We start from the raw sequence: 25,747 nt of genomic DNA, 5'->3' as shown, positions 1-25,747 counted from the left end.
GTTTGTCCATCTGAACAATTGACTCTTGTGGGATGGGCATCCTGTTTGTCCATCTGAACAATTGACTCTTGTGGGATGGGCATCCTGTTTGTCCATCTGAACAATTGACTCTTGTGGGATGGGCATCCTGCCCGTCCATCTGAAAAATAGACTCTTGTGGGATGGGCATCCTGCCCGTCCATCTGAAAAATAGACTCTTGTGGGATGGGCATCCTGCCCGTCCATCTTATCTAATCTGGCGCTGTTATCTTTGACTTTGACCTGCTGCCCTTTGCAATACAGCAAAACTATTAGGACAGTAATTCCGGTATCTTGGCGTAAAACGCGCTATCCTCTCTCTTACTAACACTTCTTGAACTAAGGTTCCATTAGACAATCTTGCATCTGCTACGTAGCGACCAAATCGATCTTGACCTGTAAAAGTTAGTTGCACCCGCATATTTGCTTGCTCAAATATCTGTCTCAATCTATCCCTTGCTCTCAACGCCTGCGGGGTTTGAGAATATCTCAGATCTTCACTATCTACACAAGCAAGACGAACCGTTATTTCATTACCACCCTTGATATTTGCTACTTTGATAGTGTCTCCATCACTAACGCTTTGCACGCGATATTCCCCATCAGCGGGGCGGGGTTCGTTAGCAGTTGCTGAAGGGGCGCAGTTTACCGCAAGTGCAAAGCAACTAACGAGAATAAACAATTTTTTGTCAATTAGCATGTTTTAACCAACCAAGTATTTGCCCTTGCTTGTTAATTATAACAATGCTTCCTAACTATACAGGACTGACGCAGCAACTCCATCTATGGTGGTGGCGGTGCGTTACACTGCGTTAACGCACCCTACATTTAGAAGCTTTGCGTAAGTCCTGTATAGTAGGGCTGTAGATGGCGATCGCACGCACCCAAACACCTGCTTTTAGGGGAACGAGGGATCGTTTTACGGATAATTGTTGGGATTTTGGACAACTAATCCCTCATTTAATGCCGCTACATTCAACTAATTGTCTGCTGAAACAAGCGTCAAAGCGGGTAAAATCGTAAACTCGTAAGCCATATATTTCAGCAAACATCATTGCCGAGTTGATTATATTCTGTGTAACTTCAACAACTTGATAGTCTGCCTGGATGTCAAGTCTAAATTGATGACATGCTGTTGCTGCATCTGTAGCAGCGATACTTCCGCCACGCGATCGCCGTCTAATTGCAGCAACAATTTCAACACTGGTAATTGCTATGATAAATAAATCGTGATTCAAAGCCGGGTCAAATAATCCTAAAATCCAAGCTGAACCAGCTTCATTGACGTAGGGTTTAACCAATGCACTACTGTCTAGGAAGTAGACTGCCATCTAGCGGCGTTCCTCAATAATTGTCTCAGAAACAGACTTACCCTTTACCTGAATTAACCGCCGCTGATTCAGCTTTTCCTGCGACGGTTTCTTAATCTGCCGCACTAAACCAGAAGTTAATAATGCTTGATGAAATGCTACCTGCTTATCCGCATCTTCTTTAACAGCAAGATAATCTTGAATAGCTTGGTTAAGCTGCTGTAACTCTGCTAATTCAAGTGTTTTAAGTTGGTCTAGTATTTGGTTGAGTATTGCTTGTGCCATAAGCATCAACCTTTGCTCAGTTAGGTTCTACTTTCTATTTTACATCAAATCCACCCGCCCCCGCGTGGGATGATGCTATTATCGGTCAGCACAATAATCAAGATTCAAGTAGATATAAGGATATAAATTTTTAAACCATTTATCCCAAACTGTTCTAGCTGACCGACTGCCAATAAATCTATTAACTGTATTTTGCCATTGTCGATCGTTGGCAGGTAATACCATGCCGTAGGCATCGCAAGTTAAAGGTTCTTCAGGGATTAAAGTATAACGATTTAAAGGCAAATTTCCTCGCACTGCTGCGGAAATTAATAATATACCTTCGCTTGCCAAAGCATCAATATTTCCCCGCACTAAAGCTCCAATGCCTGCGCCAAGTCCGCCTGGAGTTTCAAAATAAACTTGTCTTGCTTGTGGATATCGGCGTCGGATAAATTGCTCTGTAGTAGTTCTGCTTAAAACCCCTACACTGATATTCCTCAGGTTGCCCGTCGGGTTAATTCTATCTTTGTTATCTGTCGGAACTAAGAAATGCGTTCCGGTAATAAAAAATGGAGTTGAAAACACAACTCCAGGAATATCACCTCTAATAGAATAAGGCCCGCAGGTGAGATATACCCGATCTTTTTGAACAATTTCAAACCGATTTTCTAGAGTTGCTGGCACGGCAATTTCTAGCTTGACTGGTGCGTTGAGTTGTTGCTGGAGATGTTGCGCCATTGAATTGAGGAAATCGACGCAATAACCCGTTGGTTGACCGTTAGAATCTTGATAACCCCAGGGAGAAGCATTGTTAACAACGCCAACTTTTAAAACGCCCGTTCTTTTAATTTCTTCTAAAATAGGTACGGCGCGACTAGCAATAGGAGCGTTTGCTAATTTGGGGAAAATTGGTAATGGTGGTGTGCCGCCAAAAGCTTGTTCTAGTTGTGTTGGGGTGAGCGAGCGCACGAGATTTACTTTAACAGGTTCTTGACCGATAAATTTAGCATAGCCAGCACTTAAATAAGCTCGATATTCTGCGCGTTCGCCTAAATAAGTTTGCACAAAAGCCAAAGTCAATCCTTTAAGATATCCTTGAGCCAAACTTGGTTTTGGACCAGCAAAAAACTGATTCAAATTGTTCAGCGGCGTGCCATCTCCCGCAGTTGGTTCCGTCGCATCGATAAATGTATGACCGCTATTAACCATTACCGCTAAATATTTTTCTTTGGTGTTCAACCAAAGAAACGGGTGTATTTGTTCGGGTACAATTGGTGTAATAACATCGCCGCTACCTCCGACAATCATAGTAGGAATTTGAATATTACCGATACTTTCCGGACCAAGAATGGTGCTAGCAAACGGACTAACTGCGATCGCGCCTTTAATTCGCCCATCGTATAAGTTATAGTTAAACGCTGGTAAACGATCGGCGAGGCATTGCAAAATTATCGACACATTTAAAGTGGGACGTTCGTTTTGACATTCTTGTCGCAGTCGTTCGTTATTCAATTGGGACCCCGCCATTGCTAACGCTGCATAACCACCTGTAGAATGCCCAAGTAAAACTACCCGTTGTGGATCGATTTTCCCTGCCAGCTCGGAATTTGCTTCTAACCGATCTAAGGTATATTTAATATCCAGGGAGCGGTCGATAAATTCTACCGGGTTAATATCGCTTCTCACCAATCCTTCTAATAAAGCTTGTCTGCGTCTGGCGTTACTGCCAATATGTTCCGGAACTACTACAGCAAACCCGTGGGATGCTATATGTTGTGCCAGATAAACAAACATCTTGCGATCTGCACCCAAACCGTGGGACATCACCACGACGGGGGCTTTTTTCCCTAGTCCTTCAGGTAGGTAAAGATCGACTTCAAAACTACGACCAATTCTCCTACCAAATGCAGATTGACGGTTACGGTTGTTGGTTAAATCGAGAGTGCGTTGGGAAACCTGAAACCTGCCCGGTTGAATAGGATCGGGTAATTTAGAGAAATCTACGGGAGAATCGGCGGCGATTTCTGCTTGCATTTGCTTAGAGATCGCTCCTGACAAAATGCTATTTTTATAATTAGTAAAAGCTGTAATCTCTTGGTTTAATTCAAGCAGCAATTGGGCATTAATCCAAATTCCTTCTGAAGGGAAACGGCGCATTACATCGATTAAACTAAAACCTTCTGGTTCTCGCGCTGCCGCAATTAAAGCCGCCCGCAGCGCGCTAAAACCATTTTGATTTTGTTTAGTTTGAACCACTTGCCCTAGTCGTTTTAGCAGCATTTCTCCTGATGGCGAGTGCGCTATCCGCGACACAGCATTTTGACCCAAATTCAAACGACGGTTTAATAACTCTCGCAATTGAGCTAAAATTTGGGCATTTAATAATTGGGCATAAGATTGCAGTTCGCTATTCACTTCACCTGTTTTGGCAAAGTTTTCTAACGCATCAACCGAAAGCGCAATCTGGAAAGGACCATAAGGGATATAAACTTTTTCTGCACTGATAGCTGGTTTTGGTTTTAACGCCGTTGGCAGGATGGCGATCGCCAAAACCCAGGCAGAGATAAATTTGAGCGAATTCTTTCGCTTTATTGGCGATCTTTTTACTCGCTTGACCAGATAATTACCCCTAAAGCGCTCATCTGAAATCATATCTCGCTGGCAGAATTAAAGGCTGTCATCCACAGGACTTACCTAAAGAAACCGGGTTTCTTGGAAAAATCGTTGAGCAAGGAAACCAAAGATTTACGAAGAAACCCGGTTTCTAGGAGCGTCGCGCGTAAGTCCTGATCCAGTAAACAACAAAATTAGATGGAAAAATGTTAAGAAATATACATTGCCTGCCCTCGCGCCTCCTCATATCATGTCGGTTTGAGTACGCATAGTGAGGAATGACAAGGGAGAAGGGTGAGACGGTGACGGGTCGAGATTTTTATTAAGCGCAATCAGGCGGACATCATATCAATCACTTTTAAGTTTTTAGCAGGTTTTTATTATTGCGTAAATTGACGAGCAATTTACGCAAGCGCCAAACGAATACAATAGCAGCGATCGCAATCCCAATCGATTGTCCGATCCACAAACCAGTCCCGCCCAAACCCAGGGGAAATCCCAGTAAAAACCCACTCGTTAACCCAACTCCCCAAAATGCCGATAAACTCAGCAACATCGGGATGCGAGTATCTTGAAGTCCGTAAAGTGCGCCCTGTGTAGTCTTTTGCAAACTATCCAAAATTTGCGAAATCGCCGCGACGGTAAGCATAGGTTTTGCCAGTGCTACCACGTTAGCATTTGCTGGGTTGTCAATATCCAAATATAAGCCAATAACTTGCTGAGGAAACATCAACAGCGCCATCGTCATCAGCGTCATAAATCCCATCCCAACAAACATACTTACATATCCGGCGCGGGTTGCACCTTGGAGGTTTTGCTGTCCAAACCATTGCCCGACGCGCGCAGTTGTAGCGAAGGACATTCCCAGGGGTATCATGAAGATAACTGCGATCGTTTGAAATACAATTTGGTGCGCCGCCAACACATCGGTTCCCAAAATTCCCATTAGGTAGGTAACAACGGTAAACAGTCCAATTTCTAAAGCAGAAGATATCCCAATCGGCAAACCAATGCGGATTAAATCCCCAATAGTTCGAGGTTTAATTTGATGTAAATATTGAAAAAAGCGAGACTTTCTCAGTTTTTTGTGTCTGAGGATGTAGGCAACAAGCGCCAAAAACATGCCCCAAAGACTGAGAACACTTGCGACTGCAAGTCCGGCAATTCCCATTTGGGGAAATCCCAATTTACCAAAACCCAAAACATAGTTACCCGCGATATTAAATAGCGTACCAGCAATGACAATTGCCATTATCGGGCGCGCTTCTTGCAGCGCCGCCACAACGCCTCTAAGCACAGAAAATGCCAGCGCTGGGAAAAACCCCCAAAGCATAATATCCAAGTAAGTATTTGCCAGAGTTACTGTTGTTGCTGCTTGCCCAACCTGACTCATGATAGTATCCATCTTTCCTATTAGCAGCATCATCGGGATGGTCAAAATCAGCGATAACCACAATCCCTGGCGCGCAATCAAAGCAATTTGATTTGGGCGATTTGCGCCGTAAGCTTCTGCGACGAGTGGGGTAACTCCCATCACAAATCCACTTGCAGTAATTAAAACCGCGCCAAAAGTCAGCGCCGCCAATCCTCCGGCGGCGAGAGTTTCTTGTCCTAACCTACCCATCATCACGCTATCGGCGAATCCGGTGGCGGATTGGGTAACTTGCGCTATCGCTAACGGAATCGCCAGTCTGAGATACTCCCTAATTTCTGTTCTGATCTTCGATTGAGCAACTATTACTGTCATAATTTAGCTGTAGAATGCTACTACAAACCCTGAGAAAATTATTCCTACTTCTGATGCTTTTTATAGCGAAGCATTCAAATATTTAACTAACGCAAATTGCTAGTTAACTCAAGTTGCTAGTTATAAGTTGGTAACTGGTAATTGGTAATAGGTAATAGGTAATTGGATTCATTGGCAGTCTGCTCAGTACAATTACCCATGACCCATTACCTATTACCAGCCCCCAAGGGATGTAACTAGCAACTTGAGTTAGTTAGTCAAATTGGTAATTGGATTAACAGGTTTTTGCCCTCTTGACAATTACCAATTACCCCAATCATAAACCCGGTTTATTCATATATTTTTCGCTGTTCAACTCACGATTTTGAGAGAGAAACCTGTTTTTTTGGCTCGATGTAACTAGCAACTTACGTTATTACGTAGCATTGTTTAAATTGTCACTTAATCACCAAACTTATCTAAAGTTTGACTATTTTTACTTCCTTCTAAAGACATAATCCTAAAAAAATACAAATTTAGGTATATAACTCAAGTTGCAAGTTACATCCAAAGACACTGGTAATGGGTAATCGGTAATAGGTAATTGTCAAGAGTAGACTGCCAATGAATCCAATTACCAATTACACAACTATTAAATATCAAATTGCGTTATATAATAAGATTATGTTGAGAAAATTTAAATCACTCACGCCAGAAACTATTGCCCAAGGCGTAGGGGAACTTACCAGCGGCGATCAAGATTTAGCCCGCATTGTCGATCAATTCGGATATCCGCCGAATTGGCAATGCGAACCGGGATTTATAGGTTTAATAGAAACAATTCTGGGACAACAAGTGTCAGTTGCTTGTGCCAAAACAATCTTTAAGCGATTAACAAGTATAGTCGTACCCCTGACACCAGAAAATTTGCTAACTTATGATGACCAAAAACTGCAAACAGCAGGGTTGAGTCGGCAAAAAATATCATACTGTCGGGCGCTAGCGCAAGCGGTAACAAGCGGAAAACTAGATTTAGATAGATTAGCACTAGAAGACGAAGCAACGATTAGAACCGCATTAAAACAAATCAAAGGAATTGGTGACTGGACTGTAGATACTTACTTGCTGATGTCGCTGCAACGCCCTGATGTTTTTCCCAAAGGAGATTTAGGATTAATTATTGGTTATCAAAAGCTTCTCGGTTTAGCAACCCGCCCCACACCTAAAGAACTCGAAAAGATTGCTGAAAAATGGCGTCCTTGGCGCGCGATTGCTACCCGTCTACTTTGGCACTATTATTTGAACTCCCCAACAAAAATCTAAACCTGCACTTACAATAGCGTCGGGCAAGATCCAATGCCCACCCCACAAGAATTTTAGCTCTCTTGTGGGGTGGGCGTCCCGCCCGCCTCTTGTTCAGTTTCTTTATACTCACCTACTTAATTAGCAGCGACTATTGCCTGCTCCCAAGCGAGTGCAATTTTGCGAAATCCTTCTTGATTGGGATGTACGCCATCGGGAAGATCGTTGAGATTTAGTGAAGAATATAAATCCACGAAAAGAATCGCTTCCCCAGCTTGCTGTCTTTGTTCAACTAACGCCTCAATATTCTGATTGTAGAGCATCACCCGTAGATTTAAAGTCGGTTCGCCAATCGGGGGAATAGATGCGACAAACAGCTGTACTTTGGGTGCAAATTTAAAAATCTCTTCCACCAGTCGATCCAAGCGATCGCGTGCTGTTTCAATGTTATATCCCTGGGCAATATCGTTTGTGCCGATCGTTAACAAAATCATCTCTGGCTGAAATTTCTGCAACCAATTGGGAATTTGCCAGCAAATTTCGTCGATGCGCCACCCGGAATGTCCCTCATGATTTCGACTGGGTAAGGAGTCTGGACCATTGCTGGCAGATCCGACAAACTCAATTGTATATCCTTGTTTTGTCAGGGCATTCCACAATTCGATTCGATATCCACCCGGCACAAAGTAACCGTCTGTAATCGAGTCGCCCAATGGCATAATTTTTAGCGATCGCTCCGGTTTATCTGAGCTTTCAGGAGTCTGATGATTTGCAGTCATTTGAACGCTTGCATCCTAATAATGGCTTCAATCTAGCATTGGTTTCCATTCACCATTATTTATGCGGCAATTCACCGACTATGCAGTTAGTTATTCTGGCGATCTAAACAACAGCAAATTCACTAAACTGCCTGACAAACGGCGAACGAAACCCTAAAACAATATCTGATTTCGGTACTCCTCGATCAACTAACTGTTGAGCGATACCTGCTTCTGTAAAGTCGCGCTGAATCCAGATTTTTTCATCTTTAATATCAATATGGATCGGACAGGCGTAGATCCGTTTCTCGCCATCCCATCCCAAGTATACAAGTAGATAGCGATCGCTTTCTGGAGCAAAAATCAGTTCTGTTTCAGATGGATCGTTTTTTGCTTGCTGTTTTGCATGTTGCTTCAGTAACTCTTTAATTAGCTGCCGATAGTCTAATTTTTCCATTGCTTAATTTCCTCCTGCATCGGAGCGAATACAATCAACCTAACTTGATATGTTTCAATCGCCTGCTGAATAAACTCATCGACAAAGAATTGTTCGTAGGTGTCTTCTGGAACGGCTAAATATAAAACTCGATCTGGTTCTAGTTTACTTAATGCAAGTCGATAATTTAAAAACTGACCTAGCGCTAAATGAAACTCGTTAATCGCTGACAACCCTAAAAAACTTTTGATTTCTACGGCTATTTTCTGTCCACTTCGATCCGCAGCCAGTAACCTTTCTGCCCCTAAGTCAACATACATTCCAATCTGACGTGAAGCCTTAATATACAGCGGATTGTCGGTAACTACCCATCAGTCCTTTTCCAAAGCTAACCGAACAGCATCATGAAAAATATCCTTTGCAGACACAAGCCGAATTTAAACTCCTCTAGATCGATTGTAGCGATCGCACGACCCACCCACCAGGATTTAATTTATCATTAAAATTATTAAGAAATGTAAACTAAGCGGCTATGTCAAACAGCAAGGTCAAATCGCGTGTAGTCGTTATTGGGGCGGGGATTGGTGGCTTGACGGCGGGGGCGCTGCTTGCCCATCGCGGCTACGAAGTTTTAATCTTAGACCAAGCCTTGGTGCCGGGTGGATGCGCTTCGACGTTTAAACGCAAGGGATTTACCTTTGATGTCGGTGCTACCCAAGTCGCGGGACTAGAACCGGGTGGGATTCACCACCGCATTTTTTCAGAATTAGAAATAGATATACCCGCCGCGACGCCTTGCGACCCCGCTTGTGCTGTCTTCCTACCCGGTGAAACAGAACCAATCAATGTCTGGCGCGATGGGGAGAAGTGGAAAGCAGAACGCCAGCGACAGTTTCCCGGAAGCGAGCCATTTTGGCAGTTATTGGCTAATTTATTTCAATATAGTTGGGCTTTTCAATCTCGCGACCCTGTTTTACCGCCGCGCAATCTCTGGGATTTATGGCAGTTAGTTAAAGCTGTCCGTCCGGATACGACGTTAACGCTACCTTTTACATTTTTAACCGTAGGGGATGGGTTGCGCTTGTATGGATTGGGAGATAATCAACGCCTGAGAACGTTTTTAGATTTACAGTTAAAGCTTTATTCCCAAGTAAATGCCCAAGAAACCGCATTACTCTACGCCGCGACAGCTTTGGGTGTTTCCCAGTCACCCCAGGGGTTGTATCACCTCAAGGGGAGTATGCAGGTGTTGAGCGATCGCCTAGTACAATCCCTCGAACGCGATGGTGGTACACTCCTCATGCGCCACACCGTCGAAGCTATTTACACCCAAAACGACAAAGCTACGGGTGTCCGCATCCGCAATCAAAAAACCGGAGAAGTTTGGACAGAACCCGCCGACCATGTTGTAGCAAATGTCACAGTGCAAAATCTGGTGCAGTTGTGGGAAGGGAAAGAGAATGAACCGCAGAGGCGCAGAGGACGCAGAGAAAGAGAAGAGGAGGGAAGTAGAAGAATCTTTGGGGGTTATCGTCGTCGGGTGGAAAAATTACCGCCTGCTAGTGGTGCTTTTGTGGTGTATTTGGGAGTCGATGAGAGTGCGATTCCGTCTGGATGTCCGCCTCACCTGCAATTTCTTTATGACTACGATGGTCCGATAGGGGAAAATAACTCGCTGTTTGTTTCGGTTAGCCATCCTGGAGATGGTCGCGCCCCTGAAGGGAAAGCAACGATTACCGCGTCTTCGTTTACGGATACGCAGATTTGGTCGCAATGTGCGGATTATGACAAATTGAAGCGTGAATTTACGGAAGAAGCCCTCGCGCGTCTCTGCCAATATTTCCACCTCACCCCAGAAACCATCATTCACGTAGAAGCTGCTACCCCGCGCACGTTTGCCCGGTATACTGCCCGCGACCAAGGTATTGTAGGAGGGATTGGTCAGCGAGTTGCTACTTTTGGTCCATTTGGATTTGCCAATCGCACCCCCATCAAGGACTTGTGGTTAGTAGGAGACTCCACCCACCCCGGTGAAGGTACAGCTGGCGTTTCGTACTCAGCATTAACCGTTGTTCGCCAAATCGAAAATTGGTAATTGGTAATTGGTAATTGGTAATTGGTAATTGGATTAACAGGCTTTTGCCCTCAGTACAATTACCCATTACCCATTACCCATTACCCCTATTGAGAATTTCCCTCACCCGATCCAGAAACCTGTTCTTGAGACGGTACAACAGATTGGGAATCAGAGCTAGTCTGGGAGGAATTTAGCGTATTTTGCCAGTTTTGCAGTTGCGCTCTAGCGTCAGAATAAGCACTCGTACCAGACGGGATTTGTGCCGCAATATTCATCGCACCCTGTAAATCGTAAGCCGCTCGGTCTTGTGCCATGCTCAGCAATTGATAGCTCCATTGATTGATTGCTTCGCGCACTTCTGCTCGTAAAGCGCTAGATCTGGGGACTTGTTGTGCCTGTCTAATTGCTGCTAATAAAGATTCTGGCGTTGACTGAGTCGCTAATCGATTTGCCTCCTGCCAACTTTGTTGGGCGCGAATTTGTCCACTCCACTCAGAGATAGAAGCTTGGGCGTCGATAGAAAGCGCCCGTCCGGGTTGAATTTGTTGCGCCATCGCAATCGCTTCGGAAAGATTGCCCGCCCGCGCCAGTTCCCGCGCTTGTTCGAGATAGGGTTGGTCTTGAAGGCGCTGTATCTGACCGATCCACTGCCCCATCTTGTTCTGAGCTTCTTGATAGAGCGATCGCCCTTTAGCAATCTTACTGACTTCGTACACAGCAGCTTGCAGGGAAGTTTCATCCCCGATCGCCGCTAATTGTTCGGCTCGCTCCAAGAAAGGACGATCTTCCATCGTCTGGATTTGATTTTGCCAGCGACCAATTTCGGTTTTGGCTTCAACAGCGCGAGGATTGTTCGCCGGGACGAGTTGCGCTTGCGCGATCGCCGCCGTTAAATCGTTTACAGTTCCCAATCCAGCCAGTTGGCGAGCTTTTTCTAACCTTGCGATGTCTTCAAGTTCTCGCTGCCAAAACTTGACTAAGTCCTGGGCTTTTTGGTATTGCGGTCTATCCGAGCTAATTTTTTGAGCTTGAGCGATCGCTGCTTCCACACTGGCGGAATTGCCTTCTTTAGCGATCGACCTGGCTTGAGTCAAGTTAACAAAATCTTCTACTTCAGCCTGCATCTTAGCTTCAGCAGGGATTTTGCGGGCTAGCTCGATCGCTTTTTCCAGTTGCTGCTGTTCTACCCTCGCTTCAGCCAGTTCGAGCATTTTCCGCGCGATTTCGGGGATAAATTTTTGTCCTGCTTGGTAAATGTAGCTCTTGGAATCGATGGACTGTACGATTTTGTGAGCTTGCTCTAGATTCGATTCCCCGCCACGCCGCGTCAGACTTCTGGCTTGGGCTAATTTCTCGGTATCTTCCCGCGAGGCTTGAATAATCTGGGAAAGTTCATCAAACTTAGTACTTTGCCAGTAGGCATTGCCGACAGTTTGCAAGCGTGCAGCTACCTGAAACGCAAGCACCCAATTGGAGTTACGCAGCTGCTCTTCAGAAGCGCGATAAATCTTTTCTGCCTTCGACCAAACAGATTGCCAGCGTTCCATTCGCTGTTTAACTATGGTGTAAGCCGGAACATCGCTGGGAATTTTTTTAGCCGTAGCCATCGCCTCGTCCATCTTGCCAGCGTGGAACGATCTGTCAGCTAACTTGAGAATATCTTCCGACCACTCTTCGGTTTGGCGGTTAATTTGCTCGCGCAGGGGGTGGTCATCGGGTAGACTTCGCACCAGAGCGATCGCTTCGAGCAAATCCTTCACCGTCTGCTTATTAGCTGCCAGCTCAGCGCAGTACAGACGCACCGACGCACTAGCCGTAGGCCAAAACATAGAAGGACAATTCGGCATTGCTGGCAGCTTCAGCAGCAGCCCCACAGCGATGAAACCCATTCCCCCCGTAGTTACCGTTGCCACCAACGCCCAAAATTGCCAGCTGGTGTACAGCCCTTTCAGCCTTGGCGGCGGATTGAGTATCCAAGCCAATAACATCCGAGATACCTTAGAGCGTTGCGACTCTTTGTTTGCTGGCGGTGTCTCACTGGCGAGTTCTGCTGCTGGCACTTCCGACTCGCTTACCCCTGAAGCGCCGGAATGCGCAACCGCAGGGGTTCCTGGACTCAGTGGCGGACTCTTAAAGCGGCTTGGCTGTCCCAGTTGCGAAGCTTTAGCAGCAGACCATTGGTCTGGATTTCCCCTTTCTCTCATAGCTCACACCAAAATAATCGTGCCTTGGATCTGGTTGGCTCGAACAAGCAGTTAAGAGCGATCCTACCCCTCCAAGTCGGAAAAATCTAGATCTTGTTGATTATACCTGCGGATTTCAAGATTCGGCGCGCAAATCTAAAATTAGATCTCGCAGTTGGTCGCTGCTGGCTCGATAAACTTCCCCACAAAAGTGGCAAGTTGCCTCAGCCCCATTATCTTTGGCGATCATGTCTTCGAGTTCTGCTTCCCCTAACATTGTCAGCGCGCCCAGAACCCGATCCATCGAACAGCCGCAGTGAAAGCGTAGCATCTGTCTTTCTGGCAGGATAGCTAAACCCATGTCCCCCAGCAACAGCTCAAACATCTCTGGCAATGTTTTGCCTGCCTGCAACAAAGGCGTAAATCCCCTCAAACCCGCCACCCGCGATTCTAATTTTTCCACCAGCGCTTCGTCTCGTGCCGCCTTGGGCAAAACTTGTATGAGAATGCCTCCTGCCGCAGAAACTCCGCTGGCGTCTACGAACACGCCCACAACTAACGCCGAAGGGGTTTGCTCTGACGTTGCCAGATAATGGGCGATATCATCCCCAATTTCACCCGAAACCAGTTCTACGGTACTCGAGTAGGGGTAGCCATATCCCACATCCCGCACGACGTAGAGGTAGCCATCCGCACCCACTGCGCCACCCACATCTAATTTGCCTTTACGATTGGGTGGCAGTTCGACCTTGGGGTGATCTACATATCCTCGTACCGTACCGTCATATCCAGCATCGACTAAAATCCCGCCCATCGGGCCGTTTCCTTTAACGCGAATATTCACTCGCGCTTCGGTTCGCTTCATACTCGAAGCCAGCAACAGCCCAGATGTCATGGTACGACCCAACGCCGCCGTTGCCACGTAGGAAAGTTCGTGACGCCGTCTAGCTTCGTCGGTGAGGCGCGTTGCGATCGCACCAACCGCACGAATTCCACCATCAGCCGCTGTGGCGCGAATTAACTGATCCGCCATGCAAATCCTTACATTTCTTAAAATTCGCCTTAACTTATTGTGACATTCTCAACGGGGAGTGGGAGCAACCGACCAGATGATAGCAGGGGAGCAGGGGAGCAGGGGAGCAGGGGAGATGGGGAGATGGGGAGAATATAGATTCAAATTCCCCTGGAGCCCCTCTGCACCAGGGCCCCTCTGCACCAGGGCCCCTGGTGCCCCTCTGCACACCTGCCCTATGGCCTATAATTTGAAACATGCTAGGTATTTTTCAACAAAGCAAACTGCGAATTGAAGTAGAAGCAGGAGAAGCCGCGATCGCGGATAGTCTGAGCCGTCCTGCTCAACTGCAAGAGTGGTTGTTATTGGGACGCTTTGACACCGAGTTACCCCAAGAAATCCACCCAGGTCTAACATTCACCACCTGGGTTGGTCCTGTGGCGATTCAACACCAAGTAGAGGTAGCCCAGTCCAACTGCTTGCGCCTGTTATTGAGCGGCGGCATCGACGGTTTTCACGAATGGTACTGGGGAGAAGGTTGGGTGCAGTCTCGCCTAGAGGGCGTGTCGCTGCTGCCGCTTTCCTTGGGTCAAACCCTCAGTTTGTTGCGCCTGAAGGAATTTTTAGCAGCGAAAGCGACTAGCAGCGATTAACCAACTCGACCCAATTCCCCATCCCTCTTATAGGGTGGGGATGATTGCCGGACAACTACTCAAAGACCCACAAGAGGTGTCCGAGTAGTTGTCCATCTCTGGGTTTGGTAATCTGTCAATCCAGTATTCAACCAAGTGAGTCATAGTCTTTTCTTGGCTGGCTGCATATAGCCTTAGTTTATTCAGTCTTCGATCGGATATACGTAAATTCAATCCTTTTTTAGTCATAGCCATCTACACAATATCTACATACCTGATATTATCCCTCTTCTGTCACTTTCCGAGTATTATGAATAAAAGAATCAAAAGATAAAACTATACAAGGTAGGTAGATCAATGGATGTAGAATTACAAATCCTGAAGCATTTGGCAAGAGATGCTCAACCAACAGTTGGAATCATAGATGAATATTGTGCCGAGTCTAAAAACATATTTAAACAAGTCAGAAATTCTGAGTGATTCAAATATTTACATTTGGGAATATTTTTACATATAAAAATAAAATAATTGCCAGAAATTGCGAAAGTAGTAAGTATAAAATCTGCCCAGTCATTACATCATTTTTTTTGAGCAAATTCAGAGCGATTGGTAGATCAAGTAAGAAGCAGAAGATTAAATAAAATCAAGAGAGTATTAGATGGAAATGCAATTACCGTAGTAATAGATGAAACAGGAGAAAGGAAAAAAGGTAAAAAGACTGATTATGTAGCCAGACAATATCTAGGGAGTGTGGTAAAAGTAGATAATGGCATAGTGTCAGTCAATGCTTATGGAGTTTATGCTAATATATAATTGTAAAAGTATTCAAACCTAAAGGGACGCTAAAATCAGAAGAAAAATCTAAAAATAAAATAGATTTAGCTTGATAAATTATTACACAAATAATTGATGAATGCTTCAAGATTGAAATTTTTTTACTGGCTGATAGTTGATCTGGTGAAACTAGCCAATTTATTATTGGCAAATTAGCTGAAGATAATTTACCTGATGTTGTAGCAATTATAAGTAATCATGCAGTCGGGTTGCCATCTAATCAGAGGGTTAGGGCGAATAAGTGGTGTAAATTGGAAAGAACATTTAGTAATCAAAAATCAGAAACCAGATACATTCGGGAAGTAATTTATGGTAAAAAAAGAGCCATAACTTACTGGGAAATAACTACTGTTCCAGAAACAATGCCTGAGAATTATACAACATTTGTCATGACAAATATCAAAGGTAAGCTGAAGAAGACTTTAGGCGAGATATATGGATTAAGAACATGGGTAGAATATGGTTTTCGCCAGTGTAAACAGGAATTAGGTTGGACAGATTATCGGGTTACTAATTTCAAGCATATTGAGAGATGGTGGTCAATAATTTTCTGTGTTTACACAATGATTAGTTTAAATTATCAAGCTTTTTTATCCTTAAATCAATCTCGTCAAACTGAACCTGATGTCCCAGGAAGTAATTCGTTTGATTTTTATAATCATAAACAATGGAATCATGAAAGCGGCTGGAAGAATGCTCTAAATAATCTTCGCTTAATTGTCCAACCGCTCTTACTATTTTGGTCGATTTATCCCTGGATAGATATTTTTACCAATTCCGATTTATTACTTGGATTCAATCACCTCATTAGTGCAATGAATGGATTTAAACCTTTTTATTATTATGGATAATTTAGTTGATTTACTACTTGCTTAATTCGGAAAGTGACAGAAGAGGGATAACTGCCTTGGGAACCTCGGCGGCTGCCTGTGGACGCTGTGTAAGACCATCATCGAGTGCGTGTCTCGAACTCAAACAGGACTGACGCAGGCGGAGCCAAAAACAAAGGTGATGCGTCAATCTCGCTGCTGCAAACCCACGATTTTTCGGATCGCCCTTTGTTTTTTTGCGTAAGTCCTGTCAAAGAGATAGGAGTGCCTAACGTGGCAACGGCGGATGAAGCGGGAAACTCCTGTGACGAATAAGACCGTCCCTGGATTGAGTTGATGTTGGAAGCCCCAACAAGAGCGCAGCAGGTTGGGGTACTTCACAAGCATTTATTTCTGCTTGACGACCAAGACCGAACAGGGGGCTTCTTCCACGACTTGACCGCTAACAGACCCCTGTAAAATCCGATTTAGACCAGTTAAACCGCGACTGCCGATGAGGATGAGGTCGGCAGCGTGGATATTAGCCAGTCGAACAATTTCTGCCGCCACGTCGCCGCTGACAATCTCTATCTGACTGGCACAAGGTAAGCTGGCTTGGTAAGCTTGCAACTGCTTTTCTAAATGAAAGTAGGGAATTTCTTCAGAACGGTTGTGGGGTCGGTCAGCCGCCCATTCTCCGCCCACCTCTGACGGGGGAATGACATGAGCGAGGATAACTTTCGTCGCCGCTGGCAATTGGATTGCGTCGAGGGTTTGAACCACTATGTCTGCTTGCTCGGAAGCATCTAGAGCCACCAGTATTGTCTTGAACACAGATAAGGTCTCCTGAGTTTTGACCGTGAGGGGAATAAGGGACTAGGCACCAGGGAAGAACATACACTAAACCCCAGATCCTAGTCCAAGCTCCGCTGCTTTTCCTAACACTTACTATCTATTACCTAATCTGCGTCATCTTGTTTTTAGTTAAGGTTCTGGGTTCGGATTACCTTTAGTCCGCAGTCGTACCGAGTCGGCGTGGGAGGGCAGTCCTTCAGCACGGGCTAGCACGTCGATGGCGCTGGCAACTTTTCCCAGTGCGGTCGGCGAGTATTGGATCAAGCTGGAGTGTTTCATAAAGGTTTCTACCCCCAGGGCAGACGCGTAACGAGCAGCGCCAGAGGTGGGTAGAGTGTGGTTAGGACCGGCTAGATAATCGCCTACGGCTTCGGGGGTCGAGTATCCCAAGAAAATAGCTCCAGCATGGCGAATTTGGTCAAGCATTGCCCAGGGGTCGGCAACTTCCAGTTCTAGGTGTTCGGGGGCAAATTCGTTCGAGAGTTCGGCAGCCGCCTGGAGGGATTCAACGACTACAATCAGACCGTAGTTCGCGATCGCTTTCTCGGTCAAGGTACGGCGCGGATGATCTGCTAGCTGTAGTTCCACTTCAGCATGGACTTTCTTGGCTAACACCCCATCCGTGGTTACCAAAATCGCCGCCGCCATCGGGTCGTGTTCCGCTTGCGCCAGCAAATCTGTCGCCACGTATACGGGGTTAGCTGTTGCATCGGCAATTACCAGCACCTCGGATGGACCTGCCAACGAGTCAATCCCGACTGTGCCGTAAACCAGTTTTTTGGCGAGGGTGACGTAGATATTTCCAGGCCCGGTGATCACATCTACCTTAGGGATGGTTTCCGTGCCGTAGGCCAACGCCGCGATCGCTTGCGCCCCTCCCACGCGGTAAATTTCAGCAATGCCGCATTCCTGCGCCGCCACCAGCACGGCTGGGTTAATCGGGGGTACGGCGTGCTTGAGAGCATCGCCGGACAAGCCTGCGGGCGCGGGTGGGGTGACCATGACGATGCGGGGTACACCTGCCACTAGGGCTGGAATCGCGTTCATCAATACCGTACTGGGGTAGGCGGCGCGACCCCCGGGAATGTATAATCCAGCTCGGTCTACTGGCGTGTAGCGTTTCCCCAACACTACCTCGTCGTCCTGAAACTGAACCCAGGATTTGGGCAAGCGCTGGCGGTGAAACGCTTCTATCTGACGAAGCGCTAACCGAATTGCAGCCAGTAAATCCGAAGATACCTGTTGATATGCGGCATCCAATTCCGAGCCGCTTACCCGCAGTTGTTCGGGAGCCAGCGTTTGTTGGTCAAATTCTGCTGTATAATGCAACACGGCTCGGTCACCTTGGCGCTTAACCGCCTGTAAGACTTCCCGAACCGTTGCTTCTTTGTGAACGATCAGTTCGTCGTGAGTGCGATCGCGGATTCGACGCAATTCCGCCTCTGCCTCAGTTCGCTGAGTGATAATTCGCAGCATGGAGTTAGCAATGCCAATAGCGGGGTATTGGGTAGTAGGTAGTGAGTCAGGGCGGGGGGTTAAGGGTAGTGGGTTTATATGTCTACCACCTACTACCGCTTGCCCACTACCTAACCCCTACTCGTTTTTATAGCTTAACCTGGATTTCTGTCGGGATCGCTATACTGGTGACATAGATGCTATATTAGTTTTTCCAGGATTTTGAAGGTTAGTTCAAGTAGATAGAGTTGCTTCGGGTTTAAGCAGTGGCAAATACTAAGTCTGCAATCAAGCGCGTAAAAATTGCCGAACGCAATCGGTTGCGTAACAAAGCGTACAAGTCAGCGGTCAAAACGCTGATGAAGAAATACTTTGTGGCAGTAGAATCATACGGGGCAAGTCCAACCCCAGAATTGCTACAAGAAGTGCAGCAGCACATGGCTGCTGCTTACAGCAAAATCGATCGGGCAGTCAAGCGAGGCGTGCTGCATCCCAATAACGGGGCGCGGAAAAAATCTCGCTTGGCGGCGGCACTCAAACGCCAAAAAGAAAAATCAGCTGCGGCTTTAGCTGCGTAGGGTGCGTTACGCTATCGCTAACGCACCAGGTTAGCGATGTTCGTTCGTCGTTAGTCCTTGGATGATGGGGGAGGGGCAATCCAACCCCAGCCAAAACCTGTAACTCATAACCCGCTATGCAGTTGATCGACAGCCACGTACACATCAATTTTGATGTGTTTCAGTCCGATTTGGATGAAGTAAGGCAGCGGTGGCGCGAGGCGGGTGTGACTTATTTAGTCCATTCCTGCGTCGAACCTGCGGAATTTGGCAGCATCGCTGCGCTCGCCAAGCAGTTTCCGGAAGTGTTTTTTGCGGTTGGCTTGCATCCTTTAGATGCCGACAAGTGGAGTGAAGCTGCGGTTGAGGAAATTTTATCTTTGGCCGAATGCGACCCCAAAGTCGTAGCTATCGGCGAAACAGGACTGGACTTTTACAAAGCCAACAACCAAACAATCCAAGAAACGGCATTTATCGCCCAGCTGGATATAGCCCGAAAACTGGATTTGCCAGTAATAATCCACTGCCGCGACGCAGCAGTGCGAATGCGGGAGATCTTGCGCCAACAATGGCAGCAAAAGGGAGCCGTGCGGGGAGTCATGCACTGCTGGGGAGGCAACCCCCAGGAAACGCAATGGTTCCTCGACTTGGGTTTTTATATCAGCTTTAGCGGCATCGTCACCTTCAAAAACGCCACCCAGATACAGGAATCAGCTCGCATGGTTCCTTTAGAGCGTTTGTTAGTCGAGACGGACTGTCCGTTTTTAGCCCCCGTTCCCAAACGCGGCAAGCGCAACGAACCCGCTTACGTGCGCTACGTAGCCGAAGCAGTAGCACGCCTGCGGGGTGTTTCCCTTCCAGAATTGGCTCGCCAAACTACTGAGAATGCTAGTAAACTTTTTGCCCTGTCAGTACCATTGGAGTGCTGAGTGCTACAGTAATACAGAGGAAAACAGCTCCAGTTCCGGGAAGAAATTACCAATTTCAGACTCGGAACTAAAAACTTTGGCAATAAAGCCCCACGAGTGAGTCAACGATTGACAGCTTGCGCCATAATGTTTAAAGGTGAAACTGCTATCAATACAAGAGTTCGCTCGATTGGGACAACCACCAAAACGCCACAATTTACCGCCACTGCACCACAACCTGTGGAACTCAACATGCACGCCAACTGGCTCTGGAATTTGGAAAAAGGGGCGTATGGTTGTACGCCCGGTTCGTTTAACTTATTCAAATACAGATACAGCCGAAAGGAAACGTTAAAAACCAGAGTTTCCCCATAAATTCCATTGCTAACGACCGATAAGGGGAAAATTATCCCCTCTAGGGCAAGTTGCTAAAACGTCACGCCCCAGGGAGGGACGACAAACAAAAGCGTAGGTAAGATGACTCACCCTAGCCTACACAAGCGCAGGCACTACGGTTAAAATTGCTCGATTGTTTAGAACATAGCATCCCAAAGAAGCTCCCCGCAATCTATAAAAGCAACAGGAGACCCATGACCAATCTGACTGTAACCGAACTAGCTGTGACGCTACCAGACCTCGTAGAGATTCAGCGGGCAAGCTTTCGCTGGTTCCTGGAAGAGGGACTGATAGAAGAACTCAACAGCTTTTCGCCGATTACCGACTACACGGGTAAGCTAGAGTTGCACTTCATGGGCAAAGACTACAAACTCAAGCGGCCCAAGTACGATGTGGATGAAGCCAAGCGCCGCGATAGCACCTATGCCGTGCAGATGTACGTTCCCACCCGGTTGATTAACAAAGAAACCGGGGAAATTAAAGAACAAGAAGTCTTTATCGGCGACCTGCCGTTGATGACCGACCGGGGTACGTTTATTATCAACGGCGCCGAGCGGGTAATCGTCAACCAAATCGTCCGGAGTCCGGGGGTTTACTATAAATCCGAAGTGGATAAGAACGGACGCCGTACCTACAGCGCATCGCTGATTCCCAATCGGGGGGCGTGGCTGAAGTTTGAAACCGATAAAAACGACTTGGTGTGGGTGCGAATCGACAAAACCCGCAAGCTGTCGGCGCAGGTGCTGCTGAAGGCGCTGGGGCTGAGTGATAATGAAATTTTTGACGCCCTCAGACATCCAGAATATTTCCAAAAAACCCTGGAAAAAGAAGGCAATCCCAGCGAAGAAGAAGCGCTGATGGAACTGTACCGCAAGCTGCGCCCAGGGGAACCGCCGACGGTGTCTGGCGGGCAACAGTTGCTGGAGTCGCGCTTTTTTGACGCGAAACGGTACGATCTGGGTCGGGTGGGTCGCTATAAGCTGAATCGGAAGCTGCGCCTGACGATTCAAGATACGACGCGGGTGCTGACGGCGCAAGATATTCTGGCGGCGATTGATTATTTGATTAATCTCGAGTTTGATATCGGCAATACGGACGATATCGACCACTTGGGTAACCGGCGGGTACGCAGCGTGGGCGAGTTGCTGCAAAACCAGGTGCGGGTGGGCTTAAACCGCTTGGAGCGGATTATTCGGGAGCGGATGACGGTCTCCGATGCTGAATCTTTGACCCCGGCGAGTTTGGTGAACCCGAAGCCTTTGGTGGCGGCGATTAAGGAATTTTTTGGCTCGTCCCAGTTGTCCCAATTTATGGATCAGACCAATCCGCTGGCGGAGTTGACTCACAAGCGCCGGTTGTCTGCGCTAGGTCCAGGAGGTCTGACGCGGGAACGGGCGGGGTTTGCGGTGCGGGATATTCACCCGTCCCACTACGGGCGGATTTGTCCGATTGAAACGCCGGAAGGACCGAATGCGGGGTTGATTAGTTCGTTGGCGACCCATGCGCGGGTGAATATGTATGGTTTTTTGGAAACGCCGTTCTGGCGGGTGGAAAATGCCCGCGTGCGGCGGGACCTGCCGCCGTTATATATGACGGCAGATGAGGAGGACGATAAGCGGGTGGCGCCGGGGGATATTCCGATCGACGAAAACGCGATGATTATGGAAGAAACCGTCCCGGTGCGCTATCGGCAAGACTTCACCACCACGACAAAAGACCAGGTGGATTTTGTGGCGGTGTCGCCGGTGCAGATTATTTCGGTGGCGACTTCGCTCATTCCATTTTTGGAACATGACGATGCTAACCGAGCGCTGATGGGGTCGAACATGCAGCGGCAAGCTGTGCCGTTGCTGAAGCCGACGCGCCCCCTGGTGGGGACGGGTTTGGAAGCCCAGGCAGCGCGGGATTCGGGGATGGTGATCGTATCCAAGCAGAACGGGATTGTCAGCTATGTGGATGCGGAACGGATTCGCGTCAAAACTCTCAAAGGGGATGAGATAGAAGCGGAAGTCGATGAAGAAGCTTTTGTCTCTGCTACTGGAGTTGCCCCTACTGCTGACGAAATTGAATACCAGTTGCAGAAGTACCAGCGCTCCAACCAAGATACTTGTCTGAATCAGCGGCCTTTGGTCAAGATAGGCGATCGCGTAGTCGCAGGACAAGTTTTAGCGGATGGTTCGGCAACGGAAGGCGGCGAAATCGCGTTGGGGAACAATATCATAGTCGCGTACATGCCCTGGGAAGGCTACAACTACGAGGACGCCATCCTGATCAGCGAGCGCCTGGTTTACAACGATGTGTACACCAGCATCCACATCGAGAAGTATGAAATCGAAGCGCGGCAAACTAAGTTAGGACCGGAAGAAATTACGCGGGAAATTCCCAACGTCGGGGAAGATGCCCTCAGACAACTCGATGAAACCGGGATTATCCGCAAGGGTGCTTGGGTGGAATCTGGGGATATTCTGGTGGGCAAGGTGACGCCCAAGGGCGAATCAGATCAACCGCCAGAAGAAAAACTCCTGCGAGCCATTTTCGGTGAAAAAGCGCGGGACGTGCGGGATAACTCCCTGCGCGTACCCAACGGGGAAAAAGGGCGCGTGGTAGACGTGCGGGTGTTTACCCGCGAACAAGGGGACGAACTGCCCCCCGGCGCCAATATGGTGGTGCGGGTGTATGTCGCCCAGAAGCGCAAAATCCAAGTCGGGGACAAGATGGCAGGACGGCACGGGAATAAAGGGATTATTTCCCGGATTCTGCCGATTGAAGATATGCCCTATTTGCCCGATGGCACTGCGGTGGATATCGTGCTGAACCCGTTGGGAGTGCCGTCGCGGATGAACGTGGGTCAAGTGTTTGAGTGCTTGCTGGGTTGGGCTGGCAGGTCTTTGGGAGTGCGGTATAAAATCGTACCCTTTGACGAACGGTACGGGGCAGAAGCGTCGCGGATGACGGTTCACGGCAAGCTGATGCAAGCGCGGGAGCAGACCAACCAACCTTGGTTATTTAACCCGGATAATGCGGGGAAAATCCAAGTGTTTGATGGGCGGACTGGGGAACCGTTTGACCGCTCCGTGACGGTGGGTGTGGCTTATATGCTGAAGCTGGTTCACTTGGTGGATGACAAGATCCACGCGCGTTCGACTGGTCCGTATTCTTTGGTTACCCAGCAGCCTTTGGGCGGTAAGGCGCAACAAGGCGGTCAGCGGTTCGGAGAAATGGAAGTATGGGCGCTGGAAGCGTTTGGGGCGGCTTATACGTTGCAGGAATTGCTGACAGTGAAGTCGGACGATATGCAGGGGCGGAATGAAGCGCTGAATGCGATCGTCAAAGGCAAGGCAATTCCCCGTCCTGGAACGCCTGAGTCGTTCAAGGTGCTGATGCGCGAGTTGCAATCCTTGGGATTAGATATTGCCGTTCACAAAGTGGAAACGTTAGAAGATGGTAGCAGCCGCGATGTGGAGGTGGATCTAATGGCAGATCTGTCGAACCGCCGCACTCCGAGCAAACCCACCTATGAATCCCTCACAAGAGAGGATTTGGAAGAAGAAGAAATCTAATTGGCTAATAGCTAATCGCTAATGGCTAATGGTAAAAACAATTAGCAATTAGCGATTGGCAATTAGCCAATTAGCAATTAGCAATTACCAATTACCAATTACCAATATCGCAATGGCAAAGCTAGAACAAAGATTTGACTACGTTAAAATTGGCATTGCTTCTCCGGAGCGGATTCGCCAGTGGGGCGAAAGAACGCTACCAAACGGTCAAGTGGTTGGGGAAGTAACTAAGCCAGAAACGATTAATTACCGCACCCTAAAACCGGAAATGGATGGCTTGTTTTGCGAGCGGATTTTCGGGCCAGCTAAAGATTGGGAGTGTCATTGCGGTAAATATAAAAGAGTCCGCCACAGAGGGATTGTTTGCGAGCGCTGCGGTGTAGAAGTAACCGAATCAAGAGTCCGCAGGCATCGCATGGGCTACATTAAATTAGCCGCACCAGTCGCGCATGTTTGGTATCTAAAAGGCATTCCTAGCTACATTTCTATCCTGCTGGATATGCCGCTGCGGGATGTGGAGCAGATTGTCTATTTTAATGCTTACGTTGTTCTCAATCCGGGTAATGCTGACAATCTCAGTTATAAACAACTACTGTCGGAAGATCAGTGGATGGAAATTGAGGATCAGCTTTACAGCGAAGATTCCCAATTGACGGGAATTGAGGTAGGAATTGGGGCGGAGGCGCTGCAACGCTTGCTGCAAGATATTAATTTAGATGCTGAAGCCGAGCAACTGCGGGAAGAAATTGCCAATGCTAAGGGTCAGAAGCGAGCCAAGCTGATTAAGCGACTGCGGGTGATCGATAATTTTATCGCCACGGGGGCGAAAGCCGAGTGGATGGTGCTGTCGGTGATTCCGGTGATTCCGCCGGATTTGCGCCCGATGGTGCAGCTGGATGGGGGTCGGTTTGCGACTTCCGATTTAAACGATTTGTACCGTCGGGTGATTAACCGGAATAACCGCTTGGCAAGGTTGCAGGAAATTTTGGCGCCGGAAATTATTGTCCGCAATGAAAAGCGGATGCTGCAAGAGGCGGTTGATGCTTTGATTGATAACGGTCGTCGGGGGCGCACGGTAGTTGGGGCAAATAACCGGCCTTTGAAGTCGCTGTCTGACATTATTGAAGGGAAGCAGGGTCGCTTCCGTCAGAACTTACTCGGAAAGCGGGTAGATTATTCCGGACGTTCGGTAATTGTAGTCGGGCCGAAGCTGAAAATTCACCAGTGCGGTTTACCGCGAGAAATGGCGATTGAGCTATTTCAGCCGTTTGTGATTCACCGCCTGATTCGTCAGGGATTGGTGAACAATATCAAGGCGGCGAAAAAGTTAATTCAGCGCAACGATGAGAGCGTTTGGGATGTGCTGGAAGAGGTGATTGAGGGGCATCCGGTGATGCTGAACCGGGCGCCGACGCTGCACCGTTTGGGGATTCAAGCGTTTGAACCAATTTTGGTGGAAGGTCGGGCGATTCAATTGCATCCTTTGGTGTGTCCGGCGTTCAACGCAGACTTTGACGGCGACCAAATGGCGGTTCACGTACCCTTGTCTTTGGAAGCGCAGGCAGAAACGCGGTTGTTAATGCTGGCTTGTAATAATATTCTGTCGCCAGCGACGGGGCGTCCGATTATTACGCCTAGCCAAGATATGGTGTTGGGCTGCTATTACTTGACGGCGGAAAATCCGGCGCAGCAAAAGGGGTCTGGGCGCTTTTTCGCGAATATGAATGATGTGATTGTGGCCTACGAGCAACGACAAGTAGACTTACACGCCTACATTTGGTTGCGATTTGACGGTTCCGTGGAAACGCCGGAACCGGATAACGAACCGTTGGAGGTTAAGCACCTGGAAGACGGTACGCGCAGTTGTATTTATAAGTTCCGCCGCACGCGCGAAACGGCAGAGGGCAAGCTGATTTCTCAATATATCAAGACTACGCCTGGTCGGATTATCTACAACAAGACGATTCAAGAGGCTTTGGCTGGCTAATGGCTAATGGCTAATGGCTAATGGCTAATGGCTAATGGCTAATGGTTGCAAA

21 protein-coding genes and 2 pseudogenes are annotated in these 25,747 nt (G+C 47.6%); 9 read left to right on the top strand and 14 right to left on the bottom strand.

What is annotated here, in order from left to right:
• From ACE1CM_RS17255 to ACE1CM_RS17230, 6 genes are all read right to left on the bottom strand, one after another.
• On the bottom strand, positions 1 to 212 hold a 212-nt coding region (locus ACE1CM_RS17255), incomplete at its 3' end, for a hypothetical protein (protein WP_374878741.1).
• A gap of 32 nt (positions 213 to 244) precedes the next feature.
• Positions 245 to 718 carry a thermonuclease family protein gene (locus ACE1CM_RS17250; protein WP_374878740.1) on the bottom strand — a complete coding sequence of 158 codons (474 nt, stop codon included), beginning with the start codon at positions 716 to 718 and terminating at the stop codon, positions 245 to 247.
• A gap of 256 nt (positions 719 to 974) precedes the next feature.
• Entirely contained in the window at positions 975 to 1,349 is a 375-nt protein-coding gene (locus tag ACE1CM_RS17245; RefSeq protein ID WP_374878739.1) for a type II toxin-antitoxin system VapC family toxin, read from the bottom strand.
• Positions 1,350 to 1,613, bottom strand: coding sequence for a hypothetical protein (locus tag ACE1CM_RS17240; RefSeq protein WP_374878738.1), 264 nt, complete (start codon positions 1,611 to 1,613; stop codon positions 1,350 to 1,352).
• A gap of 78 nt (positions 1,614 to 1,691) precedes the next feature.
• Entirely contained in the window at positions 1,692 to 4,247 is a 2,556-nt protein-coding gene (locus ACE1CM_RS17235; protein ID WP_374878737.1) for an alpha/beta fold hydrolase, read from the bottom strand.
• 319 nt (positions 4,248 to 4,566) lie between these two features.
• Complete coding sequence (locus ACE1CM_RS17230; RefSeq protein WP_374878736.1) at positions 4,567 to 5,955, bottom strand: MATE family efflux transporter; 1,389 nt, start codon at positions 5,953 to 5,955, stop codon at positions 4,567 to 4,569.
• Positions 5,956 to 6,618: 663 nt separating this feature from the next.
• Here ACE1CM_RS17230 and ACE1CM_RS17225 point away from each other — a divergent pair.
• The gene (locus ACE1CM_RS17225) at positions 6,619 to 7,257 is read left to right on the top strand and encodes a DNA-3-methyladenine glycosylase family protein (protein WP_374878735.1); all 639 of its coding nucleotides are present in this window, start codon (positions 6,619 to 6,621) and stop codon (positions 7,255 to 7,257) included.
• Positions 7,258 to 7,373: 116 nt separating this feature from the next.
• Here the strand turns inward: ACE1CM_RS17225 and ACE1CM_RS17220 are convergent, their stop codons facing one another.
• The 3 genes and pseudogenes from ACE1CM_RS17220 to ACE1CM_RS17210 form a co-directional block, all read right to left on the bottom strand.
• Complete coding sequence (locus tag ACE1CM_RS17220) at positions 7,374 to 8,015, bottom strand: SGNH/GDSL hydrolase family protein (RefSeq protein ID WP_374878734.1); 642 nt, start codon at positions 8,013 to 8,015, stop codon at positions 7,374 to 7,376.
• Positions 8,016 to 8,118: 103 nt separating this feature from the next.
• Positions 8,119 to 8,451 carry a XisI protein gene (locus ACE1CM_RS17215; RefSeq protein WP_374878733.1) on the bottom strand — a complete coding sequence of 111 codons (333 nt, stop codon included), beginning with the start codon at positions 8,449 to 8,451 and terminating at the stop codon, positions 8,119 to 8,121.
• A pseudogene (locus tag ACE1CM_RS17210) lies at positions 8,439 to 8,789 on the bottom strand (element excision factor XisH family protein); the annotation flags it as partial. The pseudogene ACE1CM_RS17210 and the gene ACE1CM_RS17215, both read right to left, overlap by 13 nt.
• Positions 8,790 to 8,962: 173 nt before the next feature.
• On the opposite strand from ACE1CM_RS17210, the gene crtD reads away from it, so the two are divergent.
• Positions 8,963 to 10,525, top strand: a complete 1,563-nt coding sequence (gene crtD, locus ACE1CM_RS17205; protein WP_374878732.1) for a C-3',4' desaturase CrtD — start codon at positions 8,963 to 8,965, stop codon at positions 10,523 to 10,525.
• An 86-nt stretch (positions 10,526 to 10,611) separates the two neighbouring features.
• Here crtD and ACE1CM_RS17200 read toward each other — a convergent pair whose 3' ends face one another.
• Together ACE1CM_RS17200 and hslO are read right to left on the bottom strand one after the other, a co-directional pair.
• Positions 10,612 to 12,711 carry a hypothetical protein gene (locus tag ACE1CM_RS17200; protein ID WP_374878731.1) on the bottom strand — a complete coding sequence of 700 codons (2,100 nt, stop codon included), beginning with the start codon at positions 12,709 to 12,711 and terminating at the stop codon, positions 10,612 to 10,614.
• 115 nt (positions 12,712 to 12,826) lie between these two features.
• Positions 12,827 to 13,723 (bottom strand): Hsp33 family molecular chaperone HslO, encoded by an 897-nt coding sequence (gene hslO, locus ACE1CM_RS17195; protein ID WP_374878730.1) that lies wholly within the window; start codon positions 13,721 to 13,723, stop codon positions 12,827 to 12,829.
• Between the two features lie 236 nt (positions 13,724 to 13,959).
• On the opposite strand from hslO, the gene ACE1CM_RS17190 reads away from it, so the two are divergent.
• Positions 13,960 to 14,355: a hypothetical protein gene (locus ACE1CM_RS17190; protein ID WP_374878729.1), complete on the top strand. Its 396-nt coding sequence runs from the start codon at positions 13,960 to 13,962 to the stop codon at positions 14,353 to 14,355.
• A 27-nt stretch (positions 14,356 to 14,382) separates the two neighbouring features.
• Here the strand turns inward: ACE1CM_RS17190 and ACE1CM_RS17185 are convergent, their stop codons facing one another.
• On the bottom strand, positions 14,383 to 14,583 hold the full coding sequence (locus tag ACE1CM_RS17185; protein ID WP_374878728.1) for a hypothetical protein: 201 nt from the start codon (positions 14,581 to 14,583) through the stop codon (positions 14,383 to 14,385).
• 108 nt (positions 14,584 to 14,691) lie between these two features.
• Between ACE1CM_RS17185 and ACE1CM_RS17180 the strand changes: the two are divergent.
• Positions 14,692 to 16,019 (top strand): annotated as a pseudogene (locus tag ACE1CM_RS17180) (IS701 family transposase).
• A 366-nt stretch (positions 16,020 to 16,385) separates the two neighbouring features.
• Here the strand turns inward: ACE1CM_RS17180 and ACE1CM_RS17175 are convergent.
• Positions 16,386 to 16,811 carry a universal stress protein gene (locus tag ACE1CM_RS17175; RefSeq protein WP_374878727.1) on the bottom strand — a complete coding sequence of 142 codons (426 nt, stop codon included), beginning with the start codon at positions 16,809 to 16,811 and terminating at the stop codon, positions 16,386 to 16,388.
• 150 nt (positions 16,812 to 16,961) lie between these two features.
• On the bottom strand, positions 16,962 to 18,308 hold the full coding sequence (hisD, locus tag ACE1CM_RS17170) for a histidinol dehydrogenase (RefSeq protein ID WP_374878726.1): 1,347 nt from the start codon (positions 18,306 to 18,308) through the stop codon (positions 16,962 to 16,964).
• A 245-nt stretch (positions 18,309 to 18,553) separates the two neighbouring features.
• On the opposite strand from hisD, the gene rpsT reads away from it, so the two are divergent.
• The 5 genes from rpsT to ACE1CM_RS17145 all read left to right on the top strand — a co-directional run bounded on the left by rpsT (position 18,554) and on the right by ACE1CM_RS17145 (position 25,695).
• Positions 18,554 to 18,865, top strand: a complete 312-nt coding sequence (gene rpsT, locus ACE1CM_RS17165) for a 30S ribosomal protein S20 (RefSeq protein ID WP_374878725.1) — start codon at positions 18,554 to 18,556, stop codon at positions 18,863 to 18,865.
• Positions 18,866 to 18,981: 116 nt separating this feature from the next.
• Entirely contained in the window at positions 18,982 to 19,773 is a 792-nt protein-coding gene (locus ACE1CM_RS17160; RefSeq protein WP_374878724.1) for a TatD family hydrolase, read from the top strand.
• 96 nt (positions 19,774 to 19,869) lie between these two features.
• Positions 19,870 to 20,127 (top strand): hypothetical protein, encoded by a 258-nt coding sequence (locus ACE1CM_RS17155; protein ID WP_374878723.1) that lies wholly within the window; start codon positions 19,870 to 19,872, stop codon positions 20,125 to 20,127.
• Positions 20,128 to 20,342: 215 nt separating this feature from the next.
• Entirely contained in the window at positions 20,343 to 23,708 is a 3,366-nt protein-coding gene (gene rpoB / locus ACE1CM_RS17150) for a DNA-directed RNA polymerase subunit beta (RefSeq protein ID WP_374878722.1), read from the top strand.
• 112 nt (positions 23,709 to 23,820) lie between these two features.
• A complete protein-coding gene (locus tag ACE1CM_RS17145; protein ID WP_374878744.1) occupies positions 23,821 to 25,695 on the top strand; it encodes a DNA-directed RNA polymerase subunit gamma in 1,875 nt (624 codons plus the stop codon).
• The last annotated feature ends 52 nt before the right edge of the window (positions 25,696 to 25,747 follow it).

Source organism: Microseira sp. BLCC-F43 (genome assembly GCF_041929235.1).
Classification (GTDB): domain Bacteria; phylum Cyanobacteriota; class Cyanobacteriia; order Cyanobacteriales; family Aerosakkonemataceae; genus Microseira.
Note: the sequence above shows the minus strand (reverse complement) of the source record. Positions and strands in the feature narration are given on the sequence as shown.